Source organism: Streptomyces sp. NPDC041129, from assembly GCF_055592265.1.
This window is the reverse complement of record NZ_JBVIYV010000001.1, coordinates 1254658-1268320: the sequence shown is the minus strand read 5'-3', so window position 1 is coordinate 1268320 and position 13663 is coordinate 1254658. Positions and strand designations below refer to the sequence as shown.

8 protein-coding genes are annotated in these 13663 nt (G+C 72.3%); 4 read left to right on the top strand and 4 right to left on the bottom strand.

The features are described 5' to 3' along the window. Nucleotides 1-13: 13 nt before the first annotated feature. Nucleotides 14-901: a helix-turn-helix transcriptional regulator gene (locus ACZ6B1_RS05485; RefSeq protein ID WP_468775196.1), complete on the top strand. Its 888-nt coding sequence runs from the start codon at nt 14-16 to the stop codon at nt 899-901. A 42-nt stretch (nt 902-943) separates the two neighbouring features. On the opposite strand, the gene ACZ6B1_RS05480 is transcribed toward ACZ6B1_RS05485, so the two are convergent. Beyond that, complete coding sequence (locus ACZ6B1_RS05480) at nt 944-2395, bottom strand: MFS transporter (RefSeq protein ID WP_468775194.1); 1452 nt, start codon at nt 2393-2395, stop codon at nt 944-946. A gap of 81 nt (nt 2396-2476) precedes the next feature. Here ACZ6B1_RS05480 and dusB point away from each other — a divergent pair, with 81 nt between their 5' ends. Continuing rightward, nucleotides 2477-3619, top strand: coding sequence for a tRNA dihydrouridine synthase DusB (gene dusB / locus ACZ6B1_RS05475; RefSeq protein ID WP_468775192.1), 1143 nt, complete (start codon nt 2477-2479; stop codon nt 3617-3619). On the opposite strand, the gene ACZ6B1_RS05470 is transcribed toward dusB, so the two are convergent. The 3 genes from ACZ6B1_RS05470 to ACZ6B1_RS05460 form a co-directional block, all read right to left on the bottom strand. Next, the gene (locus ACZ6B1_RS05470) at nt 3620-5584 is read right to left on the bottom strand and encodes a sulfatase-like hydrolase/transferase (RefSeq protein ID WP_468775191.1); all 1965 of its coding nucleotides are present in this window, start codon (nt 5582-5584) and stop codon (nt 3620-3622) included. A gap of 174 nt (nt 5585-5758) precedes the next feature. Next, nucleotides 5759-7696: an amylo-alpha-1,6-glucosidase gene (locus ACZ6B1_RS05465; RefSeq protein WP_468775189.1), complete on the bottom strand. Its 1938-nt coding sequence runs from the start codon at nt 7694-7696 to the stop codon at nt 5759-5761. Further along, nucleotides 7693-9123, bottom strand: a complete 1431-nt coding sequence (locus ACZ6B1_RS05460; RefSeq protein ID WP_468775187.1) for an MGH1-like glycoside hydrolase domain-containing protein — start codon at nt 9121-9123, stop codon at nt 7693-7695. The genes ACZ6B1_RS05465 and ACZ6B1_RS05460 overlap by 4 nt, the downstream gene beginning before the upstream one ends. A 120-nt stretch (nt 9124-9243) precedes the next feature. On the opposite strand from ACZ6B1_RS05460, the gene ACZ6B1_RS05455 reads away from it, so the two are divergent. Next, nucleotides 9244-10464 carry an ROK family protein gene (locus tag ACZ6B1_RS05455; protein WP_468775185.1) on the top strand — a complete coding sequence of 407 codons (1221 nt, stop codon included), beginning with the start codon at nt 9244-9246 and terminating at the stop codon, nt 10462-10464. Between the two features lie 395 nt (nt 10465-10859). Beyond that, nucleotides 10860-13580, top strand: a complete 2721-nt coding sequence (gene ppdK, locus ACZ6B1_RS05450) for a pyruvate, phosphate dikinase (protein WP_468775183.1) — start codon at nt 10860-10862, stop codon at nt 13578-13580. Nucleotides 13581-13663 lie beyond the last annotated feature (83 nt).

The following is a 13663-nucleotide window of genomic DNA, read 5'->3' as shown; positions in this document are numbered from 1 at the left end:
GCACCCTGGAGACATGACGACGACTGCACAGGTGACCGCCACCCCGCGGCTCCCGCGCGGCGCGGAGATCCGGCGGCACGAGCTGGCCGCGTTCCTGCGCAGCCGGCGCGAGCGGATCGCACCCGAGCAGGTGGGGCTGCCACGCGGCACCCGGCGCCGCACGCCCGGTCTGCGCCGGGAGGAGGTCGCCCAGCTCTCGGCGGTCGGCGTCACCTGGTACACCTGGCTGGAACAGGCCCGGGACATCCAGGTCTCGGTCCAGGTCCTGGACGCCCTGGCCCGCACCCTGCTGCTGGACGCCAGTGAGCGCGCCCACCTCTTCCAGCTCGCCGCGGCCGCCGATCCGACACCGGCAGCGAGCTGCCCCAGCGTCACCCCGGCCCTGCGCGAGACGCTGCGCGCGCTGGAGCCGTTCCCGGCCTGCGTCCAGAACAGCCGGTACGACATCCTCGCCTACAACCGCACCTACGCCCGCCTCATGGGCGACCTGGACGCGGTCCCGCCGGAGGACCGCAACTGCATGCTCCTCGTGTACACCGACAGCGACTGGCGGGCGGCCATCGTGCACCTGGACGAGACCATGCGCCTGATGGCCGCCCGGCTCCGCGCCTCCATGGCCGGGCATCTCGGCGAGCCCGCCTGGAAGATGCTGCTCAGGCGCCTGGAGTGCGAGTCCCCGGAGTTCCGCGAGAACTGGCAGCGCTACGAGGTCGTGGGCAACCGCTCCAAGACCAAGGAGTTCCTCAACCCGTACGTCGGCCACCTGACCCTGGAGCACACGGACCTGTGGCTGGGCCCGCAGGCGGGGCCCCGTCTGGTCACGTACACGCCGAAGAACGACGAGACCCGCGAGCGCCTGGAGAAGCTGTACGAGCTGGCGGCCGGTCCGCGGGCGTCCTGAGAGCCCCGGCGCCCTGGCGGCCGGCCCGAGAGCCCCGGCTCCCTAGCGGCCTGCCGTGACCCCCACGGAGTCCTTCAGGTCCGCCGACTCCAGCTCGTCGGCGGTCAGCTCGGCGGTGCGCCGGGCCCAGCGGCCACTGGTCACCCAGCCGAGGAGCAGAACGGCCAGACCGCACCCCGCGAGGATCCACCACCCGGGCCGGGCCGCCGCGACGAACGTGTCCCGGTACGGCGAGGAGCCCACCCCGGCGGCCAGCACCGCGCCGACCACGGCGACGCCCAGCGTCTGCCCGAGCTGCCTGCTGGTGGAGGCGACGGCGGCGGCGACCCCGGCCTGGGTCCTGGGCATCCCCGACACCGCCGTGTTCGTGATCGGCGCGTTCACGAAGCCGAAGCCGACGCCGAACAGCACGTACCCGGCGAACAGCGTGGTGTTCGAGGTCTCCGCCTCGAAGGCCGCGAACAGCACCCCGCTCGCGGTCATCGCGGCGCCCGCCACCAGCAGCGGCAGCCGCGGTCCCCGGCTGCCCACCAGCCGGCCGGACAGCGGCGCGCACAGGAACGTCGGCGCGGCCATCGGCAGCATCCACAGGCCCGCGTGCAGGGCGTCGAGGCCGCGCACGTTCTGCAGGTACAGCGTGGACAGGAACAGGAAGCCGCCGAGCGCGGCGAACGCGCTGATCGCGATCACCGTCGCCCCGGTGAACGGAGCCGAGCGGAAGAAGCGCAGGTCGATGAGGGGTTCCTCGCGCCGGGGCTCATAGCCGAGCAGGCCGAGCAGGGCCACGAGGGCCACCGCGCCGAAGGGGGCCACCGTGCCGGGGCCCGAGTCCGGCGCCTCGATGATCGCGTACGTCAGCGAGCCGAACAGCGCGATCACCAGGAGCTGGCCGACCGGGTCGGGCCTGCGGGCTCGGGGCGCGCGGGACTCGGGGACGAAGCGCAGGGTGAGCAGCAGGGCCGCGAGGCCGACCGGGAGGTTGACCCAGAAGATCGAGCGCCAGCCGACCGACTCCACCAGCAGGCCGCCGACCAGCGGGCCCGCCGCCATGGATATGCCGACCACGGCGCCCCACACGCCGATCGCGCGGGCCCGCTCGCGGGAGTCGGTGAAGGTGTTGGTGATGATCGACATGGCGACCGGGTTGAGCATGGAGCCGCCGACCGCCTGGACCATGCGGAAGACGACCAGCAGTTCCAGATTCGGCGCGAGGGAGCAGAGCAGGGAGCCGATGGAGAAGACCACCAGGCCCGACATGAAGACCTTCCTGCGGCCGATCCGGTCCGCCGTGGAGCCCGCGAGCATCAGCAGCGAGGCCAGGACGAGCGTGTAGGCGTCGATCGTCCACTGCAGGCCGGAGGTGGTGGCGTGCAACTCGCGCTGCATCGAGGGCAGCGCGACGTTGAGGACGGTGTTGTCGAGGCTCACGATCAGCAGACTCATGCAGCAGATCGCGAGCACGAGCAGGCGTCGGCGGTGACTGAGCTCGGGCATGCGGACCATGGTACGGGATTTCGATAGTGCGGTTAACTAATGACCGTTACATGATCTCCGCGGATACGTGACAATGGGGGAATGCCCACGCCCGAGTCCCCCCTGCAGATCGGCCCGCACACCGTCCGGCCGCCGGTGGTCCTGGCCCCCATGGCCGGTATCACCAACGCTCCCTTCCGCACCCTGTGCCGTGAGTTCAGCGGTGGCAAGGGCCTGTTCGTAAGTGAGATGATCACGACCCGGGCGCTGGTCGAGCGCAACGAGAAGACCATGCAGCTGATCCACTTCGACGCGACCGAGAAGCCGCGCTCGATCCAGCTGTACGGCGTGGACCCGGCGACCGTCGGCAAGGCCGTCCGCGTGATCGCGGAGGAGGACCTGGCCGACCACATCGACCTGAACTTCGGCTGCCCGGTCCCGAAGGTGACCCGGAAGGGCGGCGGATCCGCGCTGCCCTACAAGCGGAACCTGCTGCGGGCCATCCTGCGCGAGGCGGTCTCCGGCGCCGGGGACCTCCCCGTCACGATGAAGATGCGCAAGGGCATCGACGACGACCACATCACCTACCTCGACGCCGGCCGCATCGCCGTCGAGGAGGGTGTCACGGCGATCGCGCTGCACGGCCGCACGGCCGCCCAGCACTACGGCGGCACCGCCGACTGGGAGGCCATCGCCCGCCTGAAGGAGCACGTCCCGGAGATCCCGGTGCTGGGCAACGGCGACATCTGGTCGGCCGAGGACGCGCTGCGCATGGTGCGCGAGACCGGCTGCGACGGTGTCGTCGTGGGCCGCGGCTGCCTGGGCCGGCCGTGGCTGTTCGCCGACCTGGTGGCGGCCTTCGAGGGCCGGACGGACGACATCGCGCGGCCCTCCCTGCGCGAGGTCGCCGACGTCATGGTCCGGCACGCCACCCTGCTCGGCGAGTGGATCGGCGACGAGTCCAAGGGCGTCGTCGACTTCCGCAAGCACGTCGCCTGGTACCTGAAGGGCTTCGCGGTCGGCTCCGAGATGCGCAAGCGGCTCGCGATCACCTCCTCGCTCCAGGAGCTGCGGTCCGGTCTCGACGAGCTGGACCTGGACCAGCCCTGGCCCGCCGGCGCCGACGGGCCCCGCGGCCGTACGTCCGGCAACAACCGTGTGGTGCTGCCGGACGGCTGGCTGAAGGACCCGTACGACTGCGCGGGCGTCGGCGAGGAAGCGGAGCTGGACACCTCCGGCGGCTGATCAGCCCTTCTTCGGGTGCGGGACCGAGCCGTAGGCCGTCAGGAAGCGGTCGCGGAAGGAGCTCATCCGCCAGACCGGGGCGTCGTGGGCGGGGCGCAGCCCCTCCGTCCAGTGCCAGTCGGCGATCCGGTCCAGCACCTTCGGGTCCTTGGCCACGATCGAGACGGGCACGTCACGGCTGGCGTGGTTGCCGCTGACCCGGGCGATCGGCTGGTGGTCGCCGAGGAACACGAGCACGGTGTCGTCGGTGCCGTGGCGCTCCAGCCACTCGGTCAGCGCGGTCACCGAGTACTGGATCGACTTGCCGTACTGCTCACGCGACTTGGTGGTGTCGGCGATGATGTCGGCCGGCCTGTTGCCCGCGGCCTCGATGTCCTTGAACCCCGAGCCGTCGCCCAGCTCGTCCCAGCCGACCATCTTCGGCACCGGCGCCCAGGGCTGGTGGCTGGAGGTCAGGATCAGCAGCGACATCCGCGACTTCCCGTCGGCCGGGCGCTTGCTGTGCACCCGATCCTCGTACTGCTGGAGCGCGTACTGGTCGGGCATGGTCGACCAGCTGAACTTCGGGCCCCGGTAGCCGAGCTGGAAGGCGTTGTAGACCTTGTCGAGGCCGTACCACTTCTGCTCGGGCCAGCCCTTCTGCACGCCCGGCATGACGCCGACGGTGTCGAAGTCGCCGGTCTTCTTGAAGGCCTCGGTCAGGCTGAGGTGGTCGCTGGCCATGACCGTGCGGTAGCGCTGCTGGTTGCTGACCCACAGGCCCGACATGGTGGTGGAGTGCCCGAGCCAGCTGCTGCCGCCGTAGGTCGCGGAGGTCAGCCAGCCGCTCCTGGCGTGGAACCCGGCCTTGGCGAGGGCCTTGGTACGGGCGTCCAGGGTGGTGTCGACGCCCGGGGCGATGACCGGGTCCTCGATGGCGCTGCGGCCGTAGCTCTCGATGAACGTGAAGACCATGTCCTTGCCGCGCAGGTCAGGGACGAGCTGGCTGCCCGGGGTGCCGCCGAACCGGTCCTCGCCGGCGACCTTCCGGAACTGCGCCTCGTCCTTGAGGGTGTCCGACACCCGGCGGGACTCGATCCTCAGCGCGGTGGTGGTGCGGTCGGAGGCGACCGGCACCCCGGATATCTGCAGGCCGAGGGCGGAGCAGGTGATCCAGACGACGCCCGCGACCATGGTGCCGCGGGTCGCGGCCGCGCTGTGCCGGGCGAGCAGGTCGCCCAGCCGGACGGTGGCCAGGGCCAGCAGGACGGCCAGCAGCAGCACGAGGACGATCACGCCGGCGGTGGCGGCGAGGGTGGCCGTGCGGCCGAGCGAGTCCTCCAGGTAGGACTGCGCGTCGCCGAGCAGGCTCCAGTCCAGCACGGGGTTGAAGGGACGGCCCAGGTACTGGTTGAACCCCATGTCGAGCAGGTTCAGCACGGTCATGGCGGCCAGCGCGACGCCGGACACCGCGGCCAGCACCACCCGCGGGCGGCGCGGCAGCGCGAGCAGCACGGCGGCCCCGATGACCGCCTCGGCCGGTATGCGCGTGAACTTGGCGGGCCCCAGCCCGACCACGGTGTTCGGCAGCACCAGCGCGGCGACGACCAGGGCGGCGGCCAGCACGGTGACGGTCACGGACAGCCCCTGTGCGGCCCCCGGATGCGCCTGCCGCCAGCGCTCGGCACGGGCGGACCACGCGGCCCGTACACGGCGGACGGGGTTGGCCCCCTCGGGCGCGGGGGGCTTGTCGGCGGCGGGGGCCCGCTGGGCGCCCTCGGCCTGCTCGGTCCGATCGGCCTGCGCGGTCGCCTCGGCCTGCTCGGCCTGCTCGGTCTGGCCGGCTCGATCGGCCTGGCCGGCTCGATCGGCCTGGCCGGCTCGATCGACCCGCTCGGCCTCCGCCCGCTCCTCCTGTTCGTCGAGGACGGCCTCGTTTCCTCCGGCCGTATCCGGTGTGTGGCGCGTACTCGTGTGCTGAGGCAACCCGGAGGTCCTTCCCTGCGAGACCCGTGACGGAGGCGGCGGGCCACGCTGGGAGGTTGGGCAGGGCCGAAGCAACCCCGGCCCGCCTGGCCCGCCGCCCATGTCGTACGCGTGGTCACCCGCCCCTGTTCACGCCACTGGGCAAACACCGGGCAAACTGCGGCGCCCGGAGTGCTACGCGCCGCCGACCGCCGTGAGCAGGGCCAGCGGGGCCGCCGCCGAGCGGGATTCGCGGACGCACGCGTGCGGGTAGGGGACCGGCTCCGGGTGGGTGTCGCGGCCGTAGCCCGCCAGCACCTCCGGAAGCCGGTGCCCGGTGGCCGTCGCCGCGTCGACCAGCGCGTGCGCCACCGTACGGGCCTCGTCGTGCAGGCCGTAGCGGGCGAGGCCCAGGGAGATCAGCGCGTTGTCGTGCGGCCATACCGAGCCGCGGTGGTACGAGAGAGGGTGGTACGCCGGCTGGCCCGAGGCCAGGGTGCGGACGCCCCAGCCGGAGAAGAAGTCCGGTTCCAGCAGCCGCCGGCCGACCGCCTCGCCGTACTCCTTGTCCAGCAGCCCCGACCACAGCAGATGCCCGGCGTCCGAGGCCAGCGCGTCGACCTGGCGGCCCGTGCCGTCCAGCGCCAGCGCCGGGAAGGAGTGCTCGCGCATCCAGAAGTCCCGCTGGAAGCGGTCCCGCAGATCGGCCGCCGCCTGCTCCAGCAGGGCTGCGTACGTCTCGTCGCCCCACACCGCGCGCGCCACCCACGCGGTGCGGCGCAGCGCGTCGTAGGCGTAGCCCTGGGCGCCCGCCGCCATCACCGCGCCGCTGGGCCGGGTGCCGTCGGCCCAGCAGATCGCGCCGGGGGAGTCCTTCCAGTTCTGGTTGGCGAGGCCGCCCTCGTCGGCGCGGTAGACGAGATAGCCGCGCGAGGTCAGCCCGCCGTGGTCCAGCATCCAGCCGATGGCCGCGCGGGCGTGCGGCTCCAGGCGCCGGGCCAGAGCGGTGTCGCCGGTCCCCTCGGTGTACGCCCCGAGCAGGACGAGGAACAGCGGGGTGGCGTCGACCGAGCCGTAGTACCGGCCGAACGGCACCTGCCCGAAGTGCGCCAGCTCCCCGTGCCGTACCTCGTGCACGATCTTGCCGGGCTGGGCGACCGAGGACGCGCCGGAGCCGGTGGCCTGGGCCGCGGCCAGCGCGAGCAGCGTGGCGGCGGCCGGCCGCGGGTGGTACGGCAGCGTGAACAGGGAGGTGAGCAGGGCGTCCCGGCCGAGCAGGGTGAGGAACCAGGGGGCGCCCGCCGCCGGCACCCGCAGCTCCTCGCCGTCCGGTCCGGTCGCCGGGACCTGCAGCGCGGCCAGGTCGGCGAGGCCCCGGGCGCAGGCCGCCGCCAGCTCCGGCCAGCCGGTCGGGAAGGCCACGCCCTCGACGAACCGGCCCTCCGCCGCGAGGAGTTGCTCGTTCACCGAGGCGGGGGAGCGGGGCACCCGCAGGGCACGCCGGTCGCCGTGCGGGCGGGCCATCACGCGCAGCACCAGTTCGGCGGTGCCGTCGGGCTCCAGGTCCAGGGCCCACACCAGGCGGCGGGCGCCGGTGCCGGTCTCCTCGACGGCGTCCGGGGCCGGGTCGGCGGTGATGGTCGTGACGGAGTGCCACTCGGCGCGCCGGTAGGTGAACTCGATCCCGTCGTCCAGCACCTCACGGGAGCGCACGGCGCCGGCCTTGGCGTAGGTGCGGTGGTCGGAACGGAGCTCGAACTGGTCGGTGAAGTCGGCGTCGACGGTGAGGGCGAGGCGGACCGTGGTGGGCACCGGGCGGTTGCCGGTCACCCGCAGTGACTCCACGAACGAGCTGTCGCCGACCGCCTGTTCGCGGAACAGGGTGCAGGCGGGCGGCTCCTGCCGGCCGCCGCGCGGCACCAGCACACAGCGGGCCGCGTCGCCGTCCGTGACGGGGGCGAGCACCTCGGGCACCGCCCCGTCCACGGTGAGCTGCCACCGGCTGAGGTGCCGGGCGTCCCGTACGAACAGCCCGTCCGGGGAGCTGCCGCCCCGCACCCCGCTGATGTCACCCCGGTCGCCCAGGGCGGCGAACGTCGCCCCGTGCACCAGCAGATGCTGCCGATCCGTCATCCCCGGTCCCCTCCCTTGTCCCTCATGTCGGCCGTGTCCCCGGCGCCGTCCGCGCCGTCGCCCCCCGGGCCCCGGTGCAGCAGATCCAGTGCGAGCGCGGCCGTCCAGGCGAAGCCGGTCGTGCCGCAGGCCTCGCCGGTGTGCGGATCTACGTACTCGGCGAAGTCGCCGGCCTGTGCCAGGCGCAGCACCGCGGCGCGCAGCGCGTCGGCCCGCTCGAGGTGGCCGTGCGCGCGCAGGCCCCGCTCCAGCAGCCAGCTCGTGTTGAACCAGGCCGGGCCGCGCCAGTACCGGTGCGGGTCGAAGGCCTCGCCGAGGAGGTCGTAGCTGGGGACCAGCTCGGTGCTGGTGCCCAGCCCGAAGTGCGGTCCGCACAGCGTGCGGACGACAGCGCCCGCGGTCTTCCGGGGCAGCCCCGGCAGCAGCAGCGGGACGAGACCGGAGACACTCCGCTCGGGGACCTGGCCCCCGCCCCGCAGGTCCAGGCAGCGGAACATGCCGCTCGCGGGGTCCCACAGCCGCTCCACCAGGGCCGCCGTCAGCCGCTCGGCGCGTGCGTACCGGGCGGTGCCGGCCGCCCCCAGTTCCCCCGCGATCCGTGCCAGCGCCTGCTCGGAGGCGATCAGCAGCGCGTTGAACGCCGGGTCCTCGACCGCGAACTTCCCGCCGCCGTCGGCGTACCCACCGTCGCGGTAGTCGGCCGCCAGCCGCACGTACCGCCCGTAGTCCAGATCCGTCGGCCGGTCCTCGGGCGCTCCGTGGTCGAGGTCGGCGCGGCGGAAGGAACGGGCGGGGGCCGGGGTGATCAGGGAGAGCGGGGCGTCCCAGCAGGGACTGTTGTCCATACCCTGCTCCCAGGGGTGCACGACGGACACCAGCCCGCCCCCGCCCAGGTCCCGCCGGTGCAGCAGATACCGGTGCCAGGCGGCCAGCCGGGGGTACACCCGGGCCAGGAAGCCGCGCGCCCGCGACAGGCCCGGATCGGCGCGGTGCACCAGCCAGGCCGCCAGCGCGTGCACCGGTGGCTGCACGATGCCGGACGTCTGTACGGTGCGCGGGGCGCCGGCGGCGCGCCCGGCGGTCGAGGAGCGCCAGAAGTCGGGGCTCGGGAAGTACGCGTCCAGGGGTACGGAGGGGTTGAAGACGATGTGCGGCACGCGCCCGTCGCCCCACTGGGCCGCCAGCAGCGTCTCCAGCTCCGTCTGCGCCCGTAACGGCGACAGGTGGCGCAGCCCGATCGCGATGAACGCCGAGTCCCACGACCACTGGTGCGGATACAGGCTCCGGGAGGGGACCGTCGACGTGCCCGTCCAGTTCTCCGCCAGCACCCGGGCGGCCCCGGCGTGCAGGGACGACGCCGACGGCGGCGGATCGTATGCGAACTCCCGCTCCGGGAGACGGGCAGTGAGCTGGGCAGTGCGATCCACTCGGGGCTCCCCGAAGACGTCCGGCCGACCGGGTTTGGCTGTGGCTACCGCAGGGTTACGTCTATTTAACACGCAAAACCCAATATGTAATGCAGGCTTGGGAAACACAAGGGGGTGCGCATGACCGGACGGCCGGGCAGGACCGGGAAGAGGGGGAGTCAGGCGAGCGCCGGCGATCTGCTCGAACTGGTGCGCAGTGGGCGGGCCGTGACACGCGGCGCCCTCCAGCAGGCCACCGGCCTGTCCCGCGCCACCGTCGGCCAGCGCCTGGACCGGCTGTTCCGGGCAGGCTGGCTGCGCGAGGGCGCCGGCGGCCCGGTCGACTCGCCGCTCGGCGGGCGCCCCTCCATCACCCTGGAGTTCGACGACTCCCACGCGGTGGTCCTCGCCGCCGACCTGGACACACGGCACGCCCGGACCGCCGTCCTCACCCTGACCGGCGAGATCCTCGCCGAGCGCTCCGGCACCCTGGTGATCGAGGACGGCCCCGAGGCCGTGCTCGGCGAACTCGGCCGCTGGTTCGCCGAGTCGCTCGCGAAGGCGGGGCACCAGGCGGCGGAGGTCTGCGGCATCGGGCTCGCGGTGCCCGGGCCGGTGGACCGCGAGAGCGGCCGGGTGGTGCAGCCGCCGATCATGCCCGGCTGGGACGGCTACGACATAAGAGGCCGCCTCGCCCGCGCCGTCACCGAGTGCACCGGCGCCCCCGGGGTCCCGGTCCTGGTGGACAACGACGCCAACCTCATGGCGTACGGCGAACAGCGCACCGGGCATCCGGACTGCGCGGCCTTCGTGCTGGTCAAGGTGTCCACGGGCATCGGCGCCGGAGTCGTGGTCGACGGCTCGATCTACCGGGGCGTGGACGGCGGCGCGGGCGACATCGGGCACATCCGGGTGGGTGCGGAGGCGCTGTGCCGGTGCGGTTCGTACGGCTGTCTCGCCGCCGTCGCCAGCGGCGGCGCCGTGGCCCGGCGGCTGACGGAGGCCGGAGTGCCGGCCGCCTCCGGCTCGGACGTGCGGGAGCTGCTGGCCGCCGGGCACCCGGAGGCGGCCGCGCTGGCCCGGGAGGCCGGGCGCCGGGTGGGCGACGTGCTGGCGACGGTCGTGACCCTGCTCAACCCGGGCGTGCTGATGATCGCCGGAGATCTGGCCGGAACCCCCTTCCTCACCGGCGTGCGTGAGCTGCTCTACCAGCGGGCACTGCCCCGCTCCACCGCCCACCTGGACATCGTGACGTCGCGGCTGGGTGAGCGGGCCGCGCTGGTCGGCGCGGGTGCGCTGGTCGTGGAGCACCTGTACGCGCCGCAGCGGGTGGAGGAACGGCTCACCGCGCTCGGCGTGTGAACCGGGCGTTTCGGCGTCCGCATGGTGAAATCCGGCTCTGTGTGACAGCGTGATTCTCGCCACCCCTGATAAGGGTCGCGCTCAGATGAGCGGATCTTGAGCGACTGCACTTCTCCAAAGAGTGGCACTGGGTGCCACCCTTTGATCGTTCATCGATCGAACTCAGGCGTGTTGGGAGCCGCTCACATGAGCGAAAAGCGACCCCTGTGGGTAGGGGTGCGTTCAAGAAGTGAAAACATCGAGGCGTCTCCACTTGCCAAGCCTTGACTTTCAATCCACTGGCGGACGCGTGGTTACGGGCGCATGACGCACAAGTGGACGTACCCAGGTGCCTTCGATCTGGGTATGTTCCTCGCCGTCAGGGCAGCCACCGCGGCCTCAAGGAGTCGAGACCCGTGTCGGAAAACAAAGAACCCCACGTAGCGAAGTTCGTTTACGACTTCACCGAGGGCAACAAGGACCTCAAGGACCTTCTCGGCGGCAAGGGTGCCAACCTCGCCGAGATGACCAACCTGGGCCTGCCGGTCCCTCCCGGGTTCACCATCACCACCGAGGCCTGCAAGGTCTACCTCGACAGCGGCTCGGAGCCCGTGGCACTGCGTGACGAGGTGAGTGCGCACCTCGACGCCCTCGAGCAGAAGATGGGCAAGAAGCTCGGCCAGGCCGACGACCCCCTGCTGGTCTCCGTCCGCTCCGGCGCCAAGTTCTCCATGCCGGGCATGATGGACACCGTCCTGAACATCGGCCTCTCCGACAAGTCGGTGCAGGGCCTGGCCAAGCAGGCCGGCGACGACCGCTTCGCCTGGGACTCCTACCGCCGCCTCATCCAGATGTTCGGCAAGACCGTCCTCGGCGTCGACGGCGAGCTGTTCGAGGAGGCGCTCGAGGCCGCCAAGGAGGCCAAGAAGATCACGGTCGACACCGACCTCGAGGCGGCCGACCTCAAGAAGCTCGTCACCAAGTTCAAGAAGATCGTCAAGACCGAGGCCGGCCGGGACTTCCCGCAGGACCCGCGCGAGCAGATGGACCTCGCCATCAAGGCGGTCTTCGACTCCTGGAACGGCGACCGCGCCAAGCTGTACCGCCGTCAGGAGCGCATCCCGCACGACCTGGGCACCGCCGTCAACGTCTGTTCCATGGTGTTCGGCAACCTCGGCCCCGACTCCGGCACCGGCGTCGCCTTCACCCGCGACCCCGCCTCCGGCCACCAGGGCGTCTACGGCGACTACCTGCAGAACGCCCAGGGCGAGGACGTCGTGGCGGGCATCCGCAACACGGTCCCGCTCGCGGAGCTGGAGAACATCGACAAGAAGTCGTACGACCAGCTCATGCAGATCATGGAGACCCTGGAGAACCACTACAAGGATCTCTGCGACATCGAGTTCACCATCGAGCGCGGCCAGCTCTGGATGCTGCAGACCCGCGTCGGCAAGCGCACCGCCGGTGCCGCCTTCCGGATCGCGACCCAGCTCGTGGACCAGGGCCTGATCGACGAGACCGAGGCGCTGCAGCGCGTCAGCGGCGCCCAGCTCGCCCAGCTCATGTTTCCGCGCTTCGACGAGTCCGCCAAGGTCGAGAAGGTCGGCCGGGGCATCGCGGCCTCGCCGGGCGCCGCGGTCGGCAAGGCGGTCTTCGACTCCTACACCGCCGTCAAGTGGTCCCGCTCGGGCGAGAAGGTCATCCTGGTCCGCCGGGAGACCAACCCCGACGACCTGGACGGCATGATCGCCGCCGAGGGCATCCTGACCTCGCGCGGCGGCAAGACCTCCCACGCGGCCGTGGTCGCGCGCGGCATGGGCAAGACCTGTGTCTGCGGCGCCGAGGAGCTCGAGGTCGACACCAAGCGCCGCCGGATGACGGTGCCGGGCGGCCACGTCGTCGAGGAGGGCGACGTCATCTCCATCGACGGCTCCTCCGGCAAGGTCTACCTGGGCGAGGTCCCGGTGGTCCCCTCCCCGGTCGTGGAGTACTTCGAGGGCCGGATGCACCCGGGCGCCGACGACGCCGACGAACTGGTCGAAGCCGTGCACCGCATGATGGCCTTCGCCGACCGCAAGCGCCGGCTGCGCGTGCGCGCCAACGCCGACAACGCCGAGGACGCGCTGCGCGCCCGCCGCTTCGGCGCCCAGGGCATCGGCCTGTGCCGCACCGAGCACATGTTCCTCGGCGACCGCCGGGAACTGGTCGAGCGCCTGATCCTCGCCGACACCGAGGAGGAGCGCGAGGAGTCCCTGAAGCAGCTCCTGCCGCTGCAGAAGAAGGACTTCGTCGAGCTGTTCGAGGCGATGGACGGCCTGCCGGTCACCGTCCGCCTGCTCGACCCGCCGCTGCACGAGTTCCTGCCGGACATCACGGAACTCTCCGTCCGCGTGGCCCTCGCCGAGGCCCGTCAGGAGCCGCACGAGAACCTGCTGCGCCTGCTCCAGGCGGTCCACCGCCTGCACGAGCAGAACCCGATGCTCGGTCTGCGCGGTGTCCGTCTCGGCCTGGTCATCCCCGGCCTGTTCACCATGCAGGTCCGCGCCATCGCCGAGGCCGCGGCCGAGCGCAAGGCGGCCAAGGGCGACCCGCGCGCCGAGATCATGATCCCGCTGGTCGGCACGGTCCAGGAGCTGGAGATCGTCCGCGACGAGGCCGACCAGGTCATCGCGGAGGTCGAGGCGGCGACCGGCACGAAGCTCAAGCTGGCCATCGGCACGATGATCGAGCTGCCGCGCGCCGCGCTGACCGCCGGCCAGATCGCCGAGGCCGCCGAGTTCTTCTCCTTCGGCACCAACGACCTGACGCAGACGGTGTGGGGCTTCTCCCGGGACGACGTGGAGGCGAGCTTCTTCACGGCCTACCTGGAGAAGGGCATCTTCGGCGTCAGCCCGTTCGAGACGATCGACAAGGACGGCGTCGGCTCCCTGGTGAAGGCGGCCGCCCAGGCCGGCCGGGCCACCCGGCCCGACCTCAAGCTCGGCGTCTGCGGCGAGCACGGCGGCGACCCGGAGTCGGTCCACTTCTTCCACGAGGCCGGCCTGGACTACGTCTCCTGCTCCCCGTTCCGCATCCCGGTCGCCCGCCTGGAAGCGGGCCGGGCGGCCACCCAGTCGGCGGGCAGCGACCACCGCTGACCCCCACCGGCCCCGGAGCCGTCGTCGGTCCCCGACCCTCAAGACCGATCGACGGCGGCTCCGGCGCACCAAGGAGGGGCGGC